The organism is Streptomyces aurantiaciflavus (genome assembly GCF_049808595.1).
In the GTDB taxonomy this organism is placed as follows: Bacteria; Actinomycetota; Actinomycetes; order Streptomycetales; family Streptomycetaceae; genus Streptomyces.
In genome coordinates, this window is record NZ_JBNCAQ010000008.1 from 249,276 (window position 1) to 269,932 (window position 20,657).

A 20,657-nucleotide genomic window follows, 5' to 3' on the forward strand; every position below is an offset into this window, starting at 1 on the left:
GCTCACGCGTTCCGGGGCGCGTCGAACAGGGCGCTCACGGACTCACCGTTGTGAATGCGGCGCACGGCCTCGGCGAGGGCGGGGGCGACGGTCAGGATCCGCAGCTTGTCGGTGTGCTCCTCGACGGGTACGGGCACGGTGTTGGTGCACACGATCTCCAGCACGTCGTCCTGTTCGCTGAGCCGTTTCAGGGCACCGGCCGCGAACAGGCCGTGCGTACAGGCCACCCTTATCGATCTCGGACCCAACTCCCGCAGCCGGTCGAGGAGTTCGAGGACAGTGCTGCCCTTGGCGATCTCGTCGTCGAGGACGATCAGGTCCCGGCCGGTGATCTCGCCGATCACCGAGCTGATGCTGACCCGGTCGTCGGCGTACCGCTGTTTGGCGCCGGCCGCCACCTGGGCGCCGATCATCCGGGCGAAGGCGGCGGCCTCCTTGGCGTTGCCGAGGTCGGGTGAGACGACGGTGGTGCGGGTGAGGTCGTACCGGCGGAAGTGGGCGGCCAGTTCACGGCGGGCGTGCAGATGGTCGACGGGGACCGAGAAGAAGCCGTGCACCTGCGGCGAGTGCAGGGTCATGGCGAGGACACGGTGCACACCGGCCGCCGCGATCAGGTCGGCGACCAGGCGCCCGCCCAGCGAGATACGGGGCGCGTCCTTCTTGTCGGAGCGGGCGTAGGAGTAGTGGGGCATGACGACGGTGATGCGGCCCGCGGACGCCCCCCGGGCCGCGTCGCACATCAGCAGCAGCTCCACCAGGTGCTCCTGCACGGGCCGCACCAGCGGCTGCACCAGGAAGACGTCGCGTTCCCGGCAGTTGGCCTGGAGCTGGACCTCCAGGCAGTCGTTGGCGAACCGGCTGACCCGGGTGGGGCTGAGGGGGACGCCGAGATGGGCGCAGACCTCGGCGGCCAGGTCGGGGTGGGCGCTGCCGCTGAACACGGAGATGTCTCGCACGATCGGCTCCTCGGATGACGATGGTCCGGCGGGCTCTCTCCTGCTCTGGATCCCTCATGCTGACGGATCTCTCCCGCCCCGTCACCCTCACGGGTCCGGGAAGCGGACGCCCGCCCGCCGGTACACCCCGGGCGACGACCGGCACCGGCACCCGGGCGGGGCGCGGGTGGGGGACGGGGGGCCGGCCGGCGGTGCTGAGCCGGTCGGCGTAGCAGCCGGGCGGGGAGGCCGCGAGGCCGCTGAGAGGGCTCGACCGGGCGGGCCGTGACCCGCCGTACCACGGGCGCACTGTCACAGGTCCTCAACAACCCGGTCTGCCAAGGAGCTTGGTGGGAATCCGGTCAGTAGGAAGGAGGACCGTCGACATGACGACTTCCATCAAGCGCCTCCCCAGGCGCATGCCCGGCTGGGCCAAGGTGCTCACCGCCGTAGTGGTCGTACTCGTCGTGATGTTCGCCGGGATCCGGCTCAGCCTGCTGCCGGGTCTGCGCGACTTCTTCGGCACCGAGACCCGCGACCGCTCCGGACCCGCCCTGCTCAAGTCGATCCAGGACATGAGCCGTTACGACGCCGCCTCCGGCAACTTCCAGGTCGTCGTGGACCTGGAGAAGGACGCCAAGTACCTCCCCGACGCGATCCGCGGCACCCGCACCCTGTACGTGGGCGCCGGCACCGTGGACGCCTATGTCGACCTCGGCAAGGTCGGCGACAAGGACGTGACGGTCGACGAGGACCGCACGTCGGCCACCCTCAGGCTGCCCCACGCCCAGCTGGGCACCCCGGCCCTCGACCCCGACCGCTCCTACGCGGTCTCCAAGCAGCGCGGTCTCCTCGACCGCCTCGGCGACCTCTTCTCGGACAACCCCAACGGCGAGCAGGCGGTACAGAAGCTCGCCGTGCGGCACATCGGCGACGCGGCGAAGGACAGCGAGCTGACCGCGCGCGCCGAGTCCAACACCACCGACATGCTCCAGGGACTGCTGCGCTCCCTCGGCTTCAAGGAGGTGCGGGTGACCTACGGTGCCTGACGCCCCCGTCTGATCAGGCACCCAGCACGCCCGGCAGGGTGAGCGCGCCCAGCAGGGCCGTGCCGACCAGCAGCCAGGCCACGTAGTCCCCGACGTGCCCGGACTGCAGGCGGCGCAACGGCAGGGCCCAGGCCGGGGCGGCGAGCAGCCGCGGGCGGGTGACCGCGACGGCCGCCAGCCCGACGGCCGCCAGGGTCGAGGCCAGGCCCAGCAGGGCGCCGCTCCAGGTCCAGTGGACGGAGGTGAGCGCGCCTCCCGACCCGGCCTCGTTCACGGCGTGCGCGACGACGCGGGCGAGGCCGGGGGCCACGCCGGCGGCGACCGAGGCCGCGAGGAGCAGCGCGGGGACGACCGTCATGGTGTCGGGGACGCGGGTCAGCCGGCCCCGCGTCTCCGGCCGTTCGCCGGCGCCGGTCGTCTCGTACCCCGCGTGTTCCTCGGGGCGGGGGCCGAGGCCGAGGAAGACACGGGCGGTGACCCGCAGCACCGCACCGGCCGTGACCGCCGAGACGGCGACGTACACCACGGTGAGGGCGTGCCCCACGGCGTGCTCCGTGACGGACTTGCCGAGCGCCGTGCCGAACGGCGGCAGGCCCGCGAGCCCGAGCGCCCCGGCGGCGAACATCGCGGCGACGCCCTTCAGCCTGCGTGCCCGGCCGTGCAGGGCGCGTTCGTCGACGCTGCCGTAGCGGTCGAGGAGGATGCCCGCGCAGGCGAACAGGGCGGCCTTCACGCCCGCGTGCCCGAGGACGTACAGGGCGACGCCGTCGTCGGCCTCGGGCTTCAGGACGCCGACCCCGATGAGGAACAGCCCCGTGTGGGCGATCGTCGAGTAGGCCAGCAGGCGTTTGATGTGCCGCTGGTACCAGCACATGACGGCGCCGACCACCGCCGTCAGCGTGCCCAGCACCACCAGGGCGCGTTGCAGATCGGCGGCCGGGACGCCTCCGGGTCCGTCGAACACGGTCCCGTACACGCGCCACACGCCGAACACGCCGAGTTCGACCATGACGCCGGACAGCAGCATGCACACGGGGGTGGGCGCCACGGCGTGGGCGTCCGGCAGCCAGAAGTGGAAGGGCACGACGGCCGCCTTGACGAGCAGGCCGGTCAGGACGAGGACGAAGGCGGCGAGGACCAGCGCGTCGGGTCCGCCGTGCGCGTCCAGGCCTCGCCCGATCTGTGACATGGCCAGCTCGCCGGTGCGTCCGTACAGCAGCCCGATGCCCATCAGCATGGCGTAGGCACCGAGCGAGTTGACGACGGCGAAGGTCAACGCGCCCTGGACGGCCCGGGGTTCGTCGATGCGGTAGCCGGTGAGCGCGTAGGCGACGACGCTCATCAGCTCGAAGAACACGAACGCGTTGAAGAGGTCCCCCGCGATCGAGAAGCCGCACATGCCGGCCTGGAACACCAGCATCAGCGCCGGGAAGGACCCCGCGTGCCGGCGCGGCGGCTCGTCGAAGTAGTGCCAGGAGTACGCCAGCGCGGCGAGCGTGAGCAGGGAGGCGAGCGCGGCCATGCCGAGGCCCGGCCCGTCGCCGACCACGACGATGCCGACGCTGTGGCCGTTCACCGGTGTCCAGGCGCCGACCCACTCGACCCGGGGCGGCGAGGAGTTCAGCAGCAGGACGAGGGCGAGGGCGGCCGTGCCGGCGGAGACGGCGCAGCCGGCCGTCTCGGCGGCGGCCCGGGGCAGCCGGCGGCCGGCCGCGACCAGCAGGGCGGCCCCGAGCAGCGGCCCGGCGACCAGCAGCGGCAGCAGGTGGCCCATCAGCCGCGCAGCTCGGAGAGTTCGTCGGGGTCGACCGTGCCGTGCCGCTTGGAGATCTGCACGACGAGCGCGAGCAGCAGCGCGGTGACGGTGGCGCCGACGACGACGTCGGTGAGGGCGAGGGCCTGCACGACCGGGTCGACGACCGGCCGGGAGCCGGGTTCCACGTCGGAGAAGACGGGCGCGGTGGCGCCGTCGCGGTAGCCGACGGCCAGCAGCAGGACGTAGGTCGCGGACTGGCAGACGGCGAGGCAGCCCACGGCGTGGATCAGGTTGCGGCTCGTGGCGAGGCCGTAGCAGCCGGCCAGGAAGATCCAGACGGCGACCAGGTACGGCAGGACGCTCACAGCGGCCTCATCTCCCTCGGTCCTCCTCGATCTCGACGGCCTGGTCCAGGAAGCGGGCGAGCAGTACGACGACCGCGCAGGCGACCTCCATGCCGATCGCCGCGTTCAGCAGCGGGACCGTGCCACCGGAGGACAGCGTGTTGAACGTGCCGTAGGGCAGCAGGGTGTTGGCGAGGAAGGCGGCGCCGGCGAGGAGGCCCGCGCATCCGGTGACGACGTAGGCGGAGGCGGCCAGGGCGTCGCCGGACTCGTACACGCCGACGGGCCGTACGCGTTCCAGGGCGCGGTAGTCGGCGCCGATGTAGAGCAGGTGCAGGGAGGTCGCGGCGACCACCCCGCCCTGGAAGCCGCCGCCGGGGCTGAGCTGGCCGTGCGCGATCACATAGAGGCCGGTGAGCAGGGCGACGGGCAGGACGAGGAGCGCGTAGCGGCGTACGGGCCGGTCCACGTGGGCGGGTTCGGGGCGGGCGCGGTGTTCGTCGCGGGCCTGGCGCAGCAGGACCACGCAGCCGAGGATCGCCGCGAACAGGATGCTCATCTCGCCGAGGGTGTCGAAGGCGCGCTGGTCGAAGTTGACGGAGGCGATGGCGTTGGCGGTGCGCCGGGCGAGGGAGGCGTCCACCGCGCGGTCGCCGTAGGGGTGCCGGTCGCCGCCGAAGCGGGGCAGGTCCAGACAGGCGGCGGCGAGCAGCGTGGCGAGGCCGGCGCCGGCGGCGCACACGAGCCACAGCCGCAGGCGGGGGCTCACCTCTCGCCGTCCCGGTCCTGGGCCCGTCGGCGCACCTTGCGGACCGTCAGCAGCAGCAGGAGCGGGGTGAGCGCGGAGCCCACCGCCAGTTGTGACAGGCCGACGTCGGGGGCCTGCAGGACGGTGAAGAGCACGGCGAGGACGATGCCGAGGACGGCCAGGACCAGGGCCTGACGCACCGGGTCGCGGGTGGCGACGGCCACCGTGGCCGAGACGGCGACCAGCAGCAGCGCGACGGCGATCAGCGCGTCAGCCACGGCGCACCCCGCGGAACCCGCCGGCCAGCGCCCGTGAGGCGACGACGTTGCCGCCGATCAGCAGAGCACCCGTCAGCAGCAGCTTCCCGGTGGCCCGGCCGGGCGCCGTGGCCGCGCACAGGACGAGGACGACGACCGCCCCGACGCCCGCGGCCGCCCAGGTCGCGCCCCAGGCGCGCGGCGGGTCCCCGGCGAGTTCGTCGGCGAGCAGACGGGCGAAGACGAGGGTTCCGACCGGGCCCAGCAGTGCGAGAACGAGGGCCAGGTCGACGTAGGAGGGGCGGTCGTAGCCCTCGGAGAGCAGGAGCAGGGTGGGGCAGGCGAGGGCGGAGGAGAGGTTCTGGGCCACGACGCGGCGGCGCAGCGGGCCGGTGGCGACGCCCCACAGCGTCGCCCCCACTCCCCCGGCCAGGACGACGGCCGCCGCGAGCAGCCAGCCGTTCACCGGCCCGTCACCGCCCGCCGCGCCGCCCGGGCGGCGAGTGCGGCGAGAGCCGCGGCCCCGGCGCCGACCGCGACTTCGAGGAGGTCGACGGTGCTGACGAGGACCAGCCAGAGGAGGGCGAGCGCGGTCCACCAGGCCAGGAGCTCGCCCAGCGCCGGAAGCGCCGTACGCGGTCTCATGCGCCGCCTCCCGGGTCGTCCGTGATCACTGGTCACCGCATCCAAACACCGCCCCCTGCCGTGCGGGGGGCGGCACGCTCTGCCCACAGCGCGGAGTGCCCCGAGCGCAGGAACGGAAACCCGGGGCTTTGCGGGGACATGGGGCGGCCGACCGCATCCTCCGGCCGTTCGCGGGTAACCGCCTTACTACGCAGGGAAGTTGAAGACTGGAGGACCGCATGGCCCGTGCAGCCTTGCTTCCGCGTGCCGTCCATCGGGCGCGGACCGTGTTTCGCCTGCGCACCACCAAGCCGGAAAAACCGGCTCCGGCCGAGCCCGCCAAGGGCCCGAAGGCCAAGGGGGCGAAGACCAAGGGGGCGAGGACCAAGGGGGCGAGGACCGGCGCGGGGGCGAAGGGTTCGCAGCCCGCCGAGGGGGCGAAGGGTTCGCAGCCCGCCGAGGGGGCGAAGCGGCCCGAGCAGCGGCCGATGCCGTTCCCGCTGCGTCTGCTGGCGATGCTGTGCGCCTTCGCGTTCATGGTGGCGTTCGCCGTGGTGCTCGCCCGGATCACCCTGGCGCCGTCTCCCGCCTCGGAGGCGCTGGTCCACTCCAACCTGCGCCCGGGCCGCTCGCTGCGGGCCTATCTGGACCAGCCCGAACTGCGTGACGCGGTGAAGCAGATCGGCGGAAACCTGCTGCTTGGCGTGCCGTTCGGCATCCTGGTGCCGGTCCTCGCGCCGAGGACGCGCGGTCCGCTGCGCGTGCTGCTGCTGACGGCGTCCGTGATGCTGCTGGTGGAGTTCGCGCAGGGCGCGCTGGTGACCGGGCGCGCCTTCGACATCGACGACGTCATCCTCAACACGGCGGGGGCGCTGATCGGTTACCTTCTCCTGGGCCGGCGGATGAGCCGGGCGCTCCACGCGCGCGGGCGGCGCGCGTGACACCGGGGGCCGGCGCCGGGGTCTAGCGAGGTGTCCAGGTGTAGCGGTCGCCGCCCACCCAGCGCACCACGTCCGGGTCGTCGAGGTCGTGGATCGTGATGCCGAACGCGGCGGCTGTCTGGAGGACGTCGGTGACGGCCCTGGCCTCACCGACCACCTCGCCGTCGATTTCCACGATGCGGAACGGCGATGCGCCGGGCTGCACCCCGAGCACCGTGATCCGCGGGTGGGAGATGTAAGGGCTCGCGATTTCGGTCATGTCTTAGAGCGTAGAACGCAACCGGCGGGTATGAATCTCCCCGTTTGTCCGCCCGGCCGGAAGGGCGGACGGGGAGCTCGCCGCAACCGCGGGTGACGTGCTCGCGCGGCATCGCCGTCAGGCCGTACGTCTCGCTGAGCCCGGTGTGCCGATCGCTGCCGACACGGAAGAAGCCCGGGTCCGGCAGGCGTACGGCGCACGCGGTGACGCGGGCCCGGCTCAGGCCGTGGCCGACGAGACCGCCCCGGACCCGGGCGCGCAGGTCGGGCAGGACGCGGGCGACCTCGCGGACGTGCTCGTGCTGGGCCTCCTCCTCGAGCGAAGCCGAGAGGGGGGAGGGTGAAGTCGGGCCGGCCGCAGGAGCTGGCGCGCAGTCCCTTCGAGGCGTGTGTCGTGGGACCGGCCTCAGGGCCGGCGCCAGTCGTCGCCGGTGAGGTGGGAGCCGGCCTGCGGGCCCATCCGCAGCATGCCGCCGTCGACGCTCCAGGAGGCGCCGGTGACGTACGAGGCCTCGGGGCCGGCGAGGAAGGCGATGACGGCGGCGACCTCGCGGGCGTCGCCGGGCCGGCCCAGCGGGACGCCCGGGCGGTCGACGGAGTGCACGTCGGTGTCCTCCTGCCCGGTCATGGGCGTGGCGATCTCGCCGGGCGCCACCGCGTTGACGGTGATGCCGAACTCGGCGAGTTCGAGGGCCATCACCTGGGTGAGCAGGCCGAGGCCGCCCTTGGCCGCGCAGTACGGGGCGGCGCCGACGCGCGGCTGGTGCTCGTGGACGGAGGTGACGTTGACGATCCGCCCGCCGTCGCCCTGCTGGATCATGTGCCGGGCCGCCTTCTGCCCGCACAGGAACGGGCCGACCAGGTCGACGTCCAGCACCCGGCGCACGTCCTCCAGCTCCAGGTCGAGGAACGGCGTCATCGTCCCCGTACCGGCGTTGTTGACCAGCACGTCGATGCGGCCGAGCCGGTCGCACAGCTCGTCGACGGTGCCGGCGGCGGTGGGCAGCCGGGTCAGGTCCAGCTGCGCGACGGCGGCCCGCCGGCCGTGCGAGCGGACCTCCTCGGCGGTCTCCTCGGCGCCCTTGAGGTCGCTGTGCCAGGTGATCCCGATGTCCATCCCGGCCTCGGCGAGGCGTACGGCGGTGGCACGGCCGATGCCGGAGTCGGCGCCGGTGATCAGGGCCACCTTGGGGCGGGGTGCGGTGGGGGCGGACATCACTGACCTCCTCGGGGACGGCGAGGGTGGCTGGGACGTCGCAGTACCCGGGTGCGTACGGGGCAAACCGGCGGCCGTCCCGTCGTGCGGGCCGGGCGCGGCTGGGGAACCCTGGAGCCAGGCCGGGGAACTCTGGAGCCAGGAGGTGGTGATGGACCCCGTCGAGGCCCTGGACCGGATCGCGTTCCTGCTGGAGCGGTCCCTCGCGCCGACGTACCGTGTCCGCGCCTTCCGCACAGCCGCCCGGGTGCTGGGGCGGCTGCCGGCCGGGGAGGTGGCGGAGCGGGCGGACGCCGGGACGCTGGAGTCGCTGCGGGGCGTCGGCCCGAAGACCGCCCAGGTGGTGCGCGAGGCGCTCGCCGGGCGGGTCCCGGCCTACCTGGAGAAGCTGGAGGGCGAGGTCGGCGCGCCGCTGACGGACGGCGGCGCGCGACTGCGGGCACTGCTGCGCGGCGACTGCCATGTGCACTCCGACTGGTCGGACGGCGGCAGCCCCATCGAGGAGATGGGCCGGGCGGCGGCCGCGCTGGGACACGAGTGGACGGCGCTCACCGACCACTCGCCGCGGCTGACGGTGGCCCGCGGGCTGTCGCCGGAGCGGCTGCGCCGCCAGCTGGAGGTCGTCGAGGAGCTGAACGCGACCTGGGCGCCGTTCCGGCTGCTCACCGGCATCGAGTGCGACATCCTCGAGGACGGCTCCCTCGACCAGGAGCCGGAGCTGCTGGAGCGGCTCGACGTGGTCGTGGTGTCCGTGCACTCCAAGCTGCGCATGGACGCCCGCGCGATGACCCGCCGCATGGTGAACGCCGTCCGCGATCCGCACGCCGACGTGCTCGGCCACTGCACCGGGCGGCTGGTGACCGGACGGGGGCGGCCGGAGTCGCAGTTCGACGCGGACGAGGTGTTCGCGGCGTGCGCCGAGGCGGGCACGGCCGTGGAGATCAACAGCCGGCCCGAGCGGCTCGACCCGCCGCGGCGGCTGCTGCGCCGGGCCGTCGAGGCGGGCGTGCTGTTCTCCGTCGACACCGACGCCCACGCGCCGGGCCAGCTGGACTGGCAGGTCCTCGGCTGCGAGCGGGCCGAGGAGTGCGGGGTGCCCGCGGAGCGGGTGGTGACCACCTGGCCGGTGGCGGACCTGCTGGCCTGGACGCGGGAGGGACGGGTACCGGCGGGCGTGGCGGGCGCCTGACGTGGTACTCGAGGCGCCGCCCGCCGGCGGGGGATCCGCCCGCTCGGGCGCCCGTGAGAGAAAGGACCCCGGATGGAACGCGCCGCCGTCTTCGACGTCGACGGCACCCTCGTCGACACCAACCATCTGCATGTCGTGACGTGGTGGGAGGCTCTGCGGCAGGCGGGCCACCGGGTGCCGATGCACGCCGTGCACCGGGCGATCGGCCTGGGATCCACCGACCTCGTCGCCCACCTCCTGGGCGAGGACCGCGACAAGGACGAGGACGCCGAGCTGAGCGCCGCCCACAAGGCCCTGTACGGGCAGTACTTCGACCGGCTGCCCGCGCTGCCGGACGCCGGGTCGCTGCTGAAGCGGCTCCACGGCGACGGCTGGACGGTCGTCCTCGCCACGTCGGCGAGCGGGGCGGAGCTGTCGGCGCTGCGGCGTGCCCTCGACGCCGACGAGGCGATCACCGCCACGGCCAGCGCGGACGACGTCACGGAGGGCAAGCCCGCGCCGGAGCCCGTCGAACACGCCCTGGAACTGGCCGGGGTGTCCGCCGAGCGGGCCGTGTTCGTCGGCGACACCGTCTGGGACATGCGGGCGGGCCGCCGGGCCGGGGTGCGCTGCGTGGGCGTGCTGTGCGGTGGCATCCCGCGCGCCGACCTGGAGGAGGCGGGCGCACAGGCGATCTACGCCGACCCGGCCGGCCTTCTGGCGTCCCTGGAGGACAGCCCGCTGGCATGAGCATCCGGGCCGGGACATTCGGGGAGGAAGGTGCGGGGGCCCGCTGGGCGGGGGCCGTACGGCGGGAGGCGGGTGTCGTGGGCCGGGCCGCGCGGGCGGCCTGGAGCGGGCCCGGGCGCGAGCGGGACCTGGTCGTGCAGTCGCTCAAGGCGGCGCTGGCCGCCGTGCTCGCCTGGTTCGTGGCCAGCGACTGGCTGGGCGACCCGATGGCCCTGATGGCGCCCTGGGTGGCTCTGGTGCTGGTGCAGGCCACCGTGTACGGCTCGCTGCGGCACGCCGCCCAGCAGTGGACGGCGATCTGCGCGGGCACGCTGCTCGCCTCGGCGGCGCAGGCGGTCACCGGGGACACCCTGGGCGCGCTCGCGCTGTGCGTGCCGTTGCTGATGCTGCTGGCGCAGTGGTCCCGCTTCGGCGACCAGGGCGTCTACGCGGCCACCACGGCGGTGTTCACACTCGCCTCCAACGCGGTCTCGGCGTCGGCGGTGGGCCACCGGGTGGGGCAGGCGGCGCTCGGCGCGGTGATCGGGGTGGCCGTCAACGCGCTGGTGCTGCCGCCGGTGCATCTGCGGGACGTGCGGGAGAACCTGGGGGCGCTGGCGCGGGAGGCGGGTGAGGTGCTGCACGCGGTCGCGGCCGGGCTGCGGGACGGCGAGTGGGACGCGACGACGGCCGATGACTGGTCGCGCGGGACGGCCCGGCTGGAACGGCGCCGGGACGGGCTGCGCTCGGCACGGGGCTGGAGCCGGGAGAGCCTGCGCCTGACCGCCGGCCCGTTGCGGTTCCTGCACCGGGTGCCGCTCGACATACCGCCGGAGACGGAGGACGCCCGCTGGAGCCGCGTGACGGACCATGTCACCGCCCTCACCCGCACCCTCGCGGTCGCGGCCGACGACGCCCGCGCCCCGGCGCCGCCGGAGGCGGCCGCCCTGCGGGTCTATGCCCGGCTGCTGGAGCTGATCGGGGACGCGTGCGAGGCCGAGGCCGGGCGTTTCCGGGGTGAGGGCGCCTCCGAGTGCCCGGACGCCGAGACCGAGACGGAGATGGAGGAGCTGCGGGCCCGGCTGCAGGGCAGTCTGCGTGACCATGCCGGGCAGGGCGCGGCCCACACGGCGGTCCTCGGCACGCTGCTGCTCCAGGCGGAGAACCTCTGGGTCGAGGCCGTTCCCGGGACGCGGCAGCGGGAGCGGGCAGAGTGACGCGGATCACCGTGGAGGGGCGCGAGGAGGGGAACACCGACTGGTGGTTCGCCGTTGAACAAGCCGTGGGTGCGGATGGGACAGTGTCCCCGGGCCTCACCTTTCGCCCACAGGGACGATCGTTCGGCTGAAGCCCTGTGGAGCCTTTCGCCGAGAGGCGACCGCCATCCGCGCCCACCACCTGACCGCCCCGACCGTGATTCCCCCGTCCGGTCGGGGCTTTCTCCTGTCCGGCACCGGGTACTCGGGGCGCTCCATCCGACAGCGGCGAGAGGAGCCGGCGGTGAGCAGCGAGTCGGGCAGCAAGGTCGTGGTCACGGGAGCGACCGGCAATGTCGGTACGAGCGTGGTGCGGCTCCTCGCGGAGGATCCGGAGGTCGGGTCGGTGGTGGGGCTGGCCCGGCGGATCCCGGACTGGGCACCGCCGAAGACCGAGTGGTCGGCGGTCGACCTCGCCTCGGAGCAGGCCGGCCTGGCCGGCCTGTTCGAGGGCGCGGACGCCGTGGTGCATCTGGCGTGGGCGTTCCAGCCGACGCACGATCCGGCGGTGACGTGGCGGACGAACGTGCTGGGCAGCATGCGGGTCTTCGCGGCGGTGGCCGCCGCGCAGGTGCCCGTCCTCGTGCACGCCTCGTCGGTGGGCGCGTACTCGCCGGGGCCGAAGGACCGCCCCGTGGACGAGTCGTGGCCGACGCACGGCTGGCCGGACGCCGCGTACTGCCGGGAGAAGGCCTATCTGGAACGGGCCCTCGACACCTTCGAACGTGACCATCCGGACGTACGCGTCGTCCGGATGCGGCCGGCGTTCCTGTTCAAACGGGAGTCGGCGAGCGAACAGCGCCGCATCTTCGGCGGGCGCTTCCTGCCGGGCCCGGTCGCCCGCCCGGAACTGCTGCCCTTCCTGCCGGACATCCCGGGGCTGCGCGTGCAGGCGCTGCACACCGACGACGCGGCGGAGGCCTACCGGCTCGCCGTCCACACGGACGTGCGCGGGGCGTTCAACCTGGCCGCGGAACCCCCGGTCGACGCCGAACTGCTCGGCGAGATGTTCGACGCCCGCCCGGTCCGCCTGCCCCGCACGGCCGCCCGCTCCGCGATCGCCGCCGCCTGGAACCTGCGCTTGCTCCCCGCCTCCCCCCACCTCTTCGACGCGGTCCTGCGCCTGCCCCTGATGGACTGCACACGCGCGCGCGTCGAACTGGGCTGGCGCCCGCAGCGATCGGCGACGGAAGTACTGGAGGAGTTCCTCCGCGGAATGCGCGCCGGAGAGGGAGCACCGACGGAACCGATGCGGGGACGCAAGGTCGGCTGACGCCCCTCAGCGACGTCGGACAGCGGCCTGCGGCCAGTCCCGCCAGGACCAGCCGCCGGGCCGCTGGGACCAGTGGTGTACGGCGGTCAGGCGGACGGTTCGTCCGGTACGGGCTGGTCGGGGTTGGCGCCGGCTGTGTGGGGGGCGCCCTGACGGCCGGTGCCTGCTTCGTCGGTGTCGGGGACGGTCTCGTCCTCCGGCTGGTCGGGAGCGTCGACGTCCCAGGGGTCCTGGCCGGCGTCGGCCTGCTGGTCGGGCAGGTCGCGCGGGACCGGCGTGCCGTTCTCGCCGGGGCCCTCGTCGCGGTGGTCGGCCACGGCGTGCTCCTTCGGGGTCGTGCTGCGGTCGGTGCGGGACACGCGAGTACCTCTGCCGTCGGCGGCGAAACGTCAGTGCGGGGCGTGTTCCTCCAGCGCCGTGCACCGGGCGGACTCGGGTCGCCGGGCAGGGGTCGGGGGGTGCGGGGGGCGGCCGCCGTCGGAGTCGACGCTGCCGGCCTCCTCGACCAGCCTGTCGGCGACCCGGTCGGCGACGACATCGCTGACCGAGCCGGAGCTCAGGCCGGTGACCGGGCCGAGTTCGAAGCGGCTGAGGGGCCGTCGATGTAGAGCCGGTGCAGCACGGCCGTGCGGTCGGCCCGCCTCAGATCGCGCACCGTACGCCCGTCGCGCCCCGCCGTTCGGCTCCCTCCGAACCCTGCCCGACCTGCACAACACCGGCGTGGGCGAGCCCGGCTCGCTGTTCCTGCGACCCTTGGTTCACGAGGTCAGCCGAGAGGCTCCCGCGTCCTCGATCTCCCGCAGGGCCGAGAGCAGTTCGGGGGCGACCGCCTCCTGGACCCAGCGGTCGTGCCCCTCGTCGACCGCCCGCGGGACCGTCTCCGTGAGCATGATCAGGTACAGGTAGGCGCGGTACAGGGCGAGACGCAGCCGGGCCGAGACGTCGAAGTCGGCCCGGCCGCCCGCCTCCCGGTAGCCGGCCAGGAACGCCTCGTCCTCGCGGATGTCACCCAGCAGCGCCAGGGACACGAAGTCGGCCAGCGGATCGCCCCAGAACATGCGCTCGCCGTCGATGAGCCCGCCGATCCGGGCCTCCCCCGCCGTGCGGTCCACCAGCACGTTGCCGGGCCACAGGTCGAAGTGGACGAGACACGGGACGCCGACCTCGTCGAGGGCGTCGTACGCGGTCCGGGCGACGGCGGCCACCTCGTCGGCGGGGCGGGGCAGCCGGGCCCGGTAGTGGCGGGCGTCGTCGAGGACGGCGTCGAACATCGCGGTGAACGCGGTGCGCCAGTCCGCGGCGAGCGGGCCGAGGGCGCCGGACGGGTAGCCGAAGCCGGGCCCCGCGACGCCATGCAGCCGGGCGACCTGCCGGCCCAGCTCCGTGCGCAGATCCGTCTGCGCGGCGGCGGGGAGCGAGCCGTCCCAGGGATCGCCCGCGCACAGGGTCATCAGCAGCTGCTGTCCGTCGAGGGCGACGACACGCGGCGCCGGTACGCCGACCTCGGCCGCCGCACGGTAGAACTCCGCCTCGGAGACGAGCAGCCGGCTCTCGTAGCGCAGGCCGGGTGCGGTGGGCGCGGCTTTGAGGACGTAACGGCTGCCGTCCGTGAGGCGGAGTTCGTCGACGGTGTTGTAGGTGCCGCCGTCGAGGGGGCGGAGGTCGGCGAGGCGGTCGGGCGGGATGCCCGCCGCCCGGAGGATGTGCCGGGCCCGTTCCCAGGAGTCCGTCACCGTACGCCCACCCCTTCCTGTCGGTCGGCCCGCGGCGTCCACGTCCTCGACGTGCCGCGCGGCTGCGATCAGCTCGTCGGGCCACGCCCCGGGCGTCGCGCGAAGACGCCGGGCGTCCGGCCCGCTACAGCGTAGGGAACCCTCCCCAGGCGTACGGCTCATTACGCTGACCCGATGACCACCTCCCCGAACCTGCTGTCGATCGCCCTGGACGAGACGCTGGATCCGCCGTTGCGGCCCCTTCCCGTGCCCGTCGCGGAGTTGCTGGCGGAACTCGGCGCGCCGCCCCGGCTCGTCGCCCATCTGCGTGCCGTGCACGACGTCGCCGTACAGCTCGTCGACTGGGTGGGGCGGCGCTGCCCCGGGCTGGAGATGGACCGCGAGGCGGTGTTGTTCGGCGCCGCCACCCACGACATCGGCAAGACCGTGCACACCGCCGAGCTGTCCGGCCCCGGCGCCCGGCACGAGGAGGCGGGGCGGGATCTGCTGCTGGCGCACGGGGTGCCGCCCGGGCCGGCGCGCTTCGCCGCGACCCACGCCTCCTGGGGCGAGGGCGTCGGCGTCGAGGACCTGCTGGTGAGCTTGGCCGACAAGGTGTGGAAGAACAAGCGGGTGCCCGACCTGGAGGACCTGGTCGTGGCGGAGCTGTCGCGCGCGGGCGGGCGTCCGGCGTGGGAGGAGTTCATGGAGCTGGACGAGTTCCTCACCCGCGTCGGCGAGGACGCGGACGCCAGGCTGGCCTGGCAGTCGGTCCACCCCGTGCGTGCATGAGGAGGTTCGGGTGCACTCGGTCGGGCTCGGGGAAATTCGCTCGCTCCGCCTCGCTGCGGCTGCCTAGGCTAGGCGCGAACCTAGTACCCCTAGGTAGATGCGAAGTCAGACCGACAGCCCGACCACACCCCCAGGAGTCCCTCCATGAGGTCACTCACCGAGCACGACATCCGCAACTCGTTCATCAACTGCTCCAAGGGGGAGGCCAAACGTCTGACGGTCCCGCGTGACCTCGACCAGCGCCCCTGGGACGACCTGGACTTCCTGGGCTGGCGCGATCCGGGCGCCCCCGACCGCAGCTACCTGGTCACCGAACGGGAGGGCCGCCTGACGGGCGTGACCCTGCGCTTCCCGTCCTCGCAGCGCGGCTTCCTGCACCGCAGCATGTGCTCGCTGTGCCTGACCACCCATCCCGGCGGCGGTGTCTCGCTGATGACGGCACGCAAGGCGGGCGCGGCGGGCCGCGAGGGCAACTCGGTAGGCCTGTACATGTGCACGGACCTGGCCTGCTCCCTCTACGTCCGGGGCAGGAAGGTCCCGGAGGCGGGAGGCCGTTTCGAGGAGAGCCTCACGCTGGAGGAGCAGATCGCCCGCACGACGGGCAATCTGTCCGCCTTCCTCGACAAGCTGTACGCCTGACGTCGGCCGCGCAGCCGGCCGCCTGCCCCCTCCCTCCCTTCCCGGTGCGGGCAGGACCAGGCCGAAGGCGCGGAAACTCTTTGCCGAGCCCGGTGGCGACCATGCCTGTGCGAAAACCGGTCACATGCCGTTTCATGGTCCGAGGCTCCCGCCGGAGCGTGCGGGCCCACGATCCGGCAGGCCACCGGCGCGCCCAGGGCAACCCGATCCGGTGGCGAAAGGAACGTTCGAGGCCCCTGAGGGAAGGGAACTGGCCAAGGGATGGGAGACGTACGTGAGCGTGCCGCGCCGCTCGTGCGGTTCGTCCAGCGGTACCGGGAACCCGTGGTCGTGCAGGCCTTCAGGTCCGCCGCCGCGGCGACGATCGCGTATGTCATCGCGCTGCGCCTGAGTCCGGAGGCCGCTCCGCTCACCGCGCCGCTGACCGCGCTGCTGGTCGTCCAGGTCACCCTGTACGCGACGCTCACCAACGGTGTGCGGCGGGTCAACTCGGTGGTGGCCGGGGTGCTGGTCGCCATCGCGTTCAGCCTGCTGGTGGGGCTGACCTGGTGGAGCCTCGCGCTGGTGATCGTGGCGTCGCTGGCGGTCGGGCATCTGGTGCGGGTCAACGAGTACGTGCCCGAGGTGGCGATCAGCGCCATGCTGGTGCTCGGGGTCACCACGGTCGGCGACACGGCCTGGGCGCGCGTGCTGGAGACGCTGATCGGGGCCGTGGTCGGCCTCGGCATCAACCTGCTGCTGCCTCCCCCGGTGTGGGTGGAGGAGGCCGGCGAGTCCATCGAGGGGCTGGCCCGGCGGGTGCGGCAGCTGATGCTGCGCCTCGGGGAGCAGGCCGCCGGACGCCCGGCCGTCGAGCAGGCGGCCGCACGGCTGCACGAGGCGCGCCGGCTCGACCACGACATCGTGGAGGTGGACGCGGCCCTGCGGCAGGCCGAGGACAGCCTGCGCCTCAATCCCCGGGTGCGGGAGGGCCTGCTGCACCGGGTGGTGCTGCGCACCGGCCTGGACACGATGGAGATCTGCACGGTCGTCCTGCGGGTGCTGGCCCGTACCCTCACCGACCTCGCCAAGGAGCGCGAACCGAACCCCCTGTTCGAGCCCGAGATCGGCGAGGTGGTGGAGCGGCTGCTGTCGGAGATCGCCGACGCCGTCGTCAGCTTCGCGGTGCTGGTCACCACCCAGGTCAGCCTCAACGCGGACGCCGCCGAGGCCCGGCTCTCAGCGGAGCTGCGGCAGGCCGTCGCCACCCGCGACAAGCTGGCCCAGGTACTGCTGGAGCGGCTCCAGCACGACGCCCGCCAGTGGCAGCTGCACGGCGCGGTGCTCACCGAGGTCAACCGCATCCTCGACGAGCTGGACACCGAGCACCGCTCCCACCGGCTCCTCGAGGAACTGGACCGGGTGTCGGGGGAACAGCGCGCACGGATGCCGCGTCTGACCCGGCTGCGCGAGCGCCTGGGGGTTCAGGAGGAGCTGTGGCGGAACCGTACGGGCATCGGCGGGCGTTTCCGTTGAGGGGTCCTTTCACTATGAGCGTCCGATCAGGTCGCGTGGTCTGGTGCCGTGCATCGCAAGGCGCCGGAGCGCCCTCGATGGGGGTCCCCCCGCTCGAGCGCAGCCGAGAGTGGGGGAGGAGCCACGTGGGCGTTTCGGCAACGCGGCGAGGTGCGGTGCCAGGCCGCGCGACCCGGACGGGCATAGTGAAAGGACCCCTGAGGGAGCGCCGGGACGGGGCCGGCGCGGGACGCGAAGGAGCGGGCCGATGGCCGACACCGCCGTACGGATCGACGGGGACACACTGAGGCTGCCCGGAGGCGTGGCCGTCCGGTTCATGCGGACGCTCCGCCTGCCGGAGAGCGGGACGCACGAGCTGCCGCCCGGCCTCGGGGTCTTCCCCGTCCGGCGGGTGAGCGACTACCCGGACACCGCGCCCGCCGAATGGCTCGCGCGCGGGGGCGTGATGCTGCCCATGTACCTGCGCGAGGCCATGTGGCTCAGCTTCTCCGGCACCACCCGGCCCGCCGCGCTGCAGGTCGGCGTGGGCAAGGTGTGCGCGGTCTCCGGGAAGCCGTGGAGCAGCCGGCTCTCCCGGGACCCGCAGAACTATGTCGTGCTGCCGCGTCAGCCCTGGCTGGACGGCATCAACTCCGGCAAGGGCACGGTGCGCCAGTTCGTGGCGGTGCCGCTCGGGCTGGGAGCGACGGTCGAGGGCCAGGTGACCGGCGAGGAGGTGTGGGGCGGCGTCCAACTGCAGTCGTTCACGCTGAACCCCGAGAAGCTCGCCGAGCTGCGCGAGGCCGAGCGGCGGCGGGCGGAGCAGGCGCGGATGCGGGCCGCGATGGCCCCGCCCACCGGCGGGTACGGCGCCCCGCCCGCGCCCGGCGCCGTCGCGATGCCCGCCGCGGCACCGGCCGCCCCGGGCGCGGCACCCCGGGCGGCCGCCGCGATGGGCCTGGGCGTCGGCGGGTCGATGCGGCAGGAGGTCTACCGGGACGACCGCCCGCTGAAGGACTGGGCGACCGAGCCCGCCGGCCGGGTCTTCGTGCACCTGGTGACGCCCCCGGACTGGCGCCGCATCACCGGCGAGGCACCCCCGCCGTCCCCGGTCGACCGCGCCGCCTACACCCGGGCGGGACTGCCCTGGTTCGAGTACTACGACCAGGACGCCCACGATCTGGCCCCCGGCGACGCCCTCGGTGAGGTGAAGCCGGTCGGCGACTGGCTCGGCGACGACCTCGACCCTTGGCAGGCACCCGGCTCCCACCAGGTCAAGCAGCTCAAGGACGCCCCGGGGAAGCCGGTGGAGGACGGCGACTGGTAGACCGGGATTTTGCGTTCGGCGGTCCCCATGGCCAGGGTGGTGTGTCACGGCAGTGGCCTACGACGACCTGAGGTGCGGGCATGGGCAGTGGGACGGAAGCGGCACGATGGGGGTCCCCCCGCTCATGGGGTTTGCCCCGCTCGAGCCAAGCCGGGAGTGCGGGGAAAGCCGAGAGTGGGGGTGGCTGGAGCAGGCGCCGCTTCGTCGGGGCGTTCGGCGCGGTGACGGCGGCGTCGGCGCTGGCCGGCTGCGGCGACGCCGCCTCGGAGACTCCAGGGGCTCGGTCGAGGACTCCAGGCGCGCAGGAGAGCGCGCGGGGCGCCGCGCCCGTCCCCACGCCGGCCTCACCCCAGGCCTCGGAGCAGCGGTCCGGCCCCCGGCCGCTCTACATCGGCACCTACAGCTCGGCCGAGGGCGGTGGCAAGGGCATCGGCCTCGCCACGTACGACCCCGGGTCGGGCCGGATCACCGGTCAGGGGACGATCACGGGCGTCCCGGATCCGTCGTATCTCGCGGTTCACCCGGACGGCCGGACGCTGTACGCGGTCGACGAGCGCGAGCGCGGGGCCGTGACCGCCGTACGCCTCTCGGACCGCGAGGTGCTGGGGAGCAGGGCGACGGGCGGTGCCCACCCCTGCCATCTGTCCGTGCATCCGGGCGGACGCTGGCTGCTGAGCGCCGACTACGGCTCGGGCACGGTGGCCGTGCACCCGATCGACGCCTCGGGGGCGCTCGGCGAGCGCACCGACATGGTCACCCACAGTCGGCCGGCGCCCGGCCCCGGTCAGGAGGGGCCGCACGCGCACCAGTTCCTCACCGCCCCGGACGGCGGTCACGTCCTCGCCGTCGACCTCGGCACCGACACGGTCTACACCTACCGGCTGAACGACAGGTCCGGCACGCTCACCGAGGTGGCGCAGGCGCACACCCGGCCGGGCGCCGGTCCGCGCCACCTCACGTTCCACCCGCGGGGCCGGTACGCCTACCTCGCCAACGAGCACGACGACACGGTCGCGGTCTGCGCCTACGACCCGCCCACCGGCCGTCTGACGATCGGCGCGCCGCAGTCGACGGGTGCGAGGGCGGGCACCAACTACCCGGCGCAGTTCGCGGTCACGCCGGACGGCGCGTACGCGTACCTCGCCAATCGCGGCGACAACACGCTCGCGCGCTACGCGGTGGAGGCGGACGGGGCCCGGCTGCGGCTGCTCGGCACGGTGCCGGTGGCCGGGGACTTCCCCCGGCAGATCGCCCTCTCGCCGGACGGGGGCCTGTTGTTCGCGGCGAACCAGCGCTCCGGCACGGTCAGCGTGTTCCAGGTGAACGGCACGAGCGGTGAACTGCGGCTGGCGGGCGAGCCGTTCGCGTCACCCGTCGCCGTCTGTGCGCTGCCGCTGTAGCGCGGCGCGCGGGCAGGAGGTGGCGCCGGCGGCCTGGCCGAGCAGGACATGCATGCGCTCGGCGAGCTGCCCGACGTCGGCGGCGGGCGCGTGGAAGGGAAGACGTACGTCGCCGTGGGCGCGGGCGCGCTCGATGCGCAGCGTGAGGCCGTGCCGGTCGACGGCGAGCGGCTGCACGCGGACCGCGCCGTACAGGCTGTCGCGCTGGACGAGCCGGGTGAGCCGCTCGACGGCGTCGGGGTGGGCGTCCGCGAGGTGGGTGAGGAGCTGGGCCTCGGCGCCGGCGAGCGGGTCGGGCGCGGCGGCGGCGAACTCGTCGAGGTCGACGACGACCGCGCCACAGGACCGTTTCAGCACGACGCGGGTGGCGTGGAGGACGAGGTGGTCGTCCTCGGGGACGAACCAGCCGGCGAGCCACAGCCGGGCGCGGATACGGCCTCGGACGGGGACGGGTGCGACGTCCGCGAACTCCAGCACCGCGGACGGCTCGCCGCGGGGCGCGCAGATCGCCGCCGTGAGCAGGGCGCTGTCCTCGGGGACGCGCAGACGCACCCGCCCGTCCTCGTCGACGGTGTGCGCGCCGACGAACTCCTCACGGCCGCCGTCCGCGGTCACCGCGCAGGACCATGAGGCGGCGAGCACCGACCGGGCCCGCTCGGCCGCGGCAGGCGCGGCCGTCCAGCTGTGGCTGTCACCCATCCCAGAACCTCCTTAGGTAAGCCTTGCCTAACCTATCGAA

24 protein-coding genes and 1 pseudogene are annotated in these 20,657 nt (G+C 74.0%); 12 read left to right on the forward strand and 13 right to left on the reverse strand.

Features of this window, described 5'->3' with window-relative positions:
- Window positions 1-2: 2 nt before the first annotated feature.
- Complete coding sequence (locus tag ACPT94_RS11815) at window positions 3-956, reverse strand: ribose-phosphate diphosphokinase (RefSeq protein WP_360337024.1); 954 nt, start codon at window positions 954-956, stop codon at window positions 3-5.
- 365 nt (window positions 957-1,321) lie between these two features.
- Here ACPT94_RS11815 and ACPT94_RS11820 point away from each other — a divergent pair, with 365 nt between their 5' ends.
- Window positions 1,322-1,984, forward strand: coding sequence for a DUF4230 domain-containing protein (locus ACPT94_RS11820; RefSeq protein ID WP_360337026.1), 663 nt, complete (start codon window positions 1,322-1,324; stop codon window positions 1,982-1,984).
- A 13-nt stretch (window positions 1,985-1,997) separates the two neighbouring features.
- On the opposite strand, the gene ACPT94_RS11825 is transcribed toward ACPT94_RS11820, so the two are convergent.
- The 6 genes from ACPT94_RS11825 to ACPT94_RS11850 are packed head-to-tail and all read right to left on the reverse strand — an operon-like array spanning window position 1,998 to window position 5,734.
- Entirely contained in the window at window positions 1,998-3,758 is a 1,761-nt protein-coding gene (locus tag ACPT94_RS11825; protein ID WP_425245782.1) for a complex I subunit 5 family protein, read from the reverse strand.
- Window positions 3,758-4,105 (reverse strand): sodium:proton antiporter, encoded by a 348-nt coding sequence (locus ACPT94_RS11830; RefSeq protein ID WP_360337030.1) that lies wholly within the window; start codon window positions 4,103-4,105, stop codon window positions 3,758-3,760. Before ACPT94_RS11830 ends, ACPT94_RS11825 begins: the two co-directional genes overlap by 1 nt.
- 7 nt (window positions 4,106-4,112) lie before the next feature.
- The gene (locus tag ACPT94_RS11835) at window positions 4,113-4,853 is read right to left on the reverse strand and encodes an MnhB domain-containing protein (protein WP_425245783.1); all 741 of its coding nucleotides are present in this window, start codon (window positions 4,851-4,853) and stop codon (window positions 4,113-4,115) included.
- On the reverse strand, window positions 4,850-5,110 hold the full coding sequence (locus ACPT94_RS11840; protein WP_360337034.1) for a Na(+)/H(+) antiporter subunit B: 261 nt from the start codon (window positions 5,108-5,110) through the stop codon (window positions 4,850-4,852). The genes ACPT94_RS11835 and ACPT94_RS11840 overlap by 4 nt, the downstream gene beginning before the upstream one ends.
- A complete protein-coding gene (locus ACPT94_RS11845; RefSeq protein WP_425245784.1) occupies window positions 5,103-5,555 on the reverse strand; it encodes an MrpF/PhaF family protein in 453 nt (150 codons plus the stop codon). Before ACPT94_RS11845 ends, ACPT94_RS11840 begins: the two co-directional genes overlap by 8 nt.
- Window positions 5,552-5,734 (reverse strand): hypothetical protein, encoded by a 183-nt coding sequence (locus ACPT94_RS11850; protein WP_360337038.1) that lies wholly within the window; start codon window positions 5,732-5,734, stop codon window positions 5,552-5,554. The genes ACPT94_RS11845 and ACPT94_RS11850 overlap by 4 nt, the downstream gene beginning before the upstream one ends.
- A 218-nt stretch (window positions 5,735-5,952) precedes the next feature.
- Between ACPT94_RS11850 and ACPT94_RS11855 the strand changes: the two genes are divergently transcribed.
- Window positions 5,953-6,654, forward strand: coding sequence for a VanZ family protein (locus tag ACPT94_RS11855; protein ID WP_425245785.1), 702 nt, complete (start codon window positions 5,953-5,955; stop codon window positions 6,652-6,654).
- A 22-nt stretch (window positions 6,655-6,676) separates the two neighbouring features.
- Here the strand turns inward: ACPT94_RS11855 and ACPT94_RS11860 are convergent, their stop codons facing one another.
- The gene (locus tag ACPT94_RS11860) at window positions 6,677-6,913 is read right to left on the reverse strand and encodes a hypothetical protein (RefSeq protein ID WP_360337040.1); all 237 of its coding nucleotides are present in this window, start codon (window positions 6,911-6,913) and stop codon (window positions 6,677-6,679) included.
- Window positions 6,914-7,058: 145 nt separating this feature from the next.
- Here ACPT94_RS11860 and ACPT94_RS11865 point away from each other — a divergent pair, with 145 nt between their 5' ends.
- On the forward strand, window positions 7,059-7,256 hold the full coding sequence (locus ACPT94_RS11865; protein ID WP_425245786.1) for a hypothetical protein: 198 nt from the start codon (window positions 7,059-7,061) through the stop codon (window positions 7,254-7,256).
- A gap of 62 nt (window positions 7,257-7,318) precedes the next feature.
- Here the strand turns inward: ACPT94_RS11865 and ACPT94_RS11870 are convergent, their stop codons facing one another.
- The gene (locus tag ACPT94_RS11870; RefSeq protein WP_360337042.1) at window positions 7,319-8,128 is read right to left on the reverse strand and encodes an SDR family oxidoreductase; all 810 of its coding nucleotides are present in this window, start codon (window positions 8,126-8,128) and stop codon (window positions 7,319-7,321) included.
- A gap of 151 nt (window positions 8,129-8,279) precedes the next feature.
- Here ACPT94_RS11870 and ACPT94_RS11875 point away from each other — a divergent pair, with 151 nt between their 5' ends.
- The 4 genes from ACPT94_RS11875 (at window position 8,280) to ACPT94_RS11890 (ending at window position 12,554) form a co-directional block, all read left to right on the forward strand.
- Window positions 8,280-9,317, forward strand: coding sequence for a PHP domain-containing protein (locus ACPT94_RS11875; protein WP_360337044.1), 1,038 nt, complete (start codon window positions 8,280-8,282; stop codon window positions 9,315-9,317).
- A 72-nt stretch (window positions 9,318-9,389) separates the two neighbouring features.
- Window positions 9,390-10,046: an HAD family hydrolase gene (locus ACPT94_RS11880; RefSeq protein ID WP_425245787.1), complete on the forward strand. Its 657-nt coding sequence runs from the start codon at window positions 9,390-9,392 to the stop codon at window positions 10,044-10,046.
- A complete protein-coding gene (locus ACPT94_RS11885; protein ID WP_425245788.1) occupies window positions 10,043-11,242 on the forward strand; it encodes an FUSC family protein in 1,200 nt (399 codons plus the stop codon). Before ACPT94_RS11880 ends, ACPT94_RS11885 begins: the two co-directional genes overlap by 4 nt.
- A 283-nt stretch (window positions 11,243-11,525) precedes the next feature.
- On the forward strand, window positions 11,526-12,554 hold the full coding sequence (locus ACPT94_RS11890) for an SDR family oxidoreductase (protein WP_360337050.1): 1,029 nt from the start codon (window positions 11,526-11,528) through the stop codon (window positions 12,552-12,554).
- 86 nt (window positions 12,555-12,640) lie between these two features.
- Here ACPT94_RS11890 and ACPT94_RS11895 read toward each other — a convergent pair whose 3' ends face one another.
- From ACPT94_RS11895 to ACPT94_RS11905, 3 genes and pseudogenes are all read right to left on the reverse strand, one after another.
- Window positions 12,641-12,871 (reverse strand): hypothetical protein, encoded by a 231-nt coding sequence (locus ACPT94_RS11895; RefSeq protein WP_360337328.1) that lies wholly within the window; start codon window positions 12,869-12,871, stop codon window positions 12,641-12,643.
- 147 nt (window positions 12,872-13,018) lie between these two features.
- Window positions 13,019-13,209 (reverse strand): annotated as a pseudogene (locus ACPT94_RS11900) (sugar kinase); the annotation flags it as partial.
- Between the two features lie 103 nt (window positions 13,210-13,312).
- Window positions 13,313-14,287, reverse strand: coding sequence for a phosphotransferase family protein (locus ACPT94_RS11905; protein ID WP_360337052.1), 975 nt, complete (start codon window positions 14,285-14,287; stop codon window positions 13,313-13,315).
- A 174-nt stretch (window positions 14,288-14,461) separates the two neighbouring features.
- Between ACPT94_RS11905 and ACPT94_RS11910 the strand changes: the two genes are divergently transcribed.
- From ACPT94_RS11910 to ACPT94_RS11930, 5 genes are all read left to right on the forward strand, one after another.
- On the forward strand, window positions 14,462-15,058 hold the full coding sequence (locus tag ACPT94_RS11910; protein ID WP_360337054.1) for an HD domain-containing protein: 597 nt from the start codon (window positions 14,462-14,464) through the stop codon (window positions 15,056-15,058).
- 144 nt (window positions 15,059-15,202) lie between these two features.
- Window positions 15,203-15,697: an FBP domain-containing protein gene (locus ACPT94_RS11915; protein ID WP_360337056.1), complete on the forward strand. Its 495-nt coding sequence runs from the start codon at window positions 15,203-15,205 to the stop codon at window positions 15,695-15,697.
- Window positions 15,698-15,958: 261 nt separating this feature from the next.
- Window positions 15,959-17,212 carry an FUSC family protein gene (locus ACPT94_RS11920; protein WP_360337058.1) on the forward strand — a complete coding sequence of 418 codons (1,254 nt, stop codon included), beginning with the start codon at window positions 15,959-15,961 and terminating at the stop codon, window positions 17,210-17,212.
- Between the two features lie 247 nt (window positions 17,213-17,459).
- Window positions 17,460-18,518, forward strand: coding sequence for a GyrI-like domain-containing protein (locus ACPT94_RS11925; RefSeq protein WP_360337060.1), 1,059 nt, complete (start codon window positions 17,460-17,462; stop codon window positions 18,516-18,518).
- Window positions 18,519-18,739: 221 nt separating this feature from the next.
- Complete coding sequence (locus ACPT94_RS11930) at window positions 18,740-19,918, forward strand: lactonase family protein (protein WP_360337062.1); 1,179 nt, start codon at window positions 18,740-18,742, stop codon at window positions 19,916-19,918.
- Here ACPT94_RS11930 and ACPT94_RS11935 read toward each other — a convergent pair.
- The gene (locus ACPT94_RS11935) at window positions 19,886-20,617 is read right to left on the reverse strand and encodes a DUF2470 domain-containing protein (protein WP_425245789.1); all 732 of its coding nucleotides are present in this window, start codon (window positions 20,615-20,617) and stop codon (window positions 19,886-19,888) included. The genes ACPT94_RS11930 and ACPT94_RS11935 overlap by 33 nt on opposite strands.
- Window positions 20,618-20,657 lie beyond the last annotated feature (40 nt).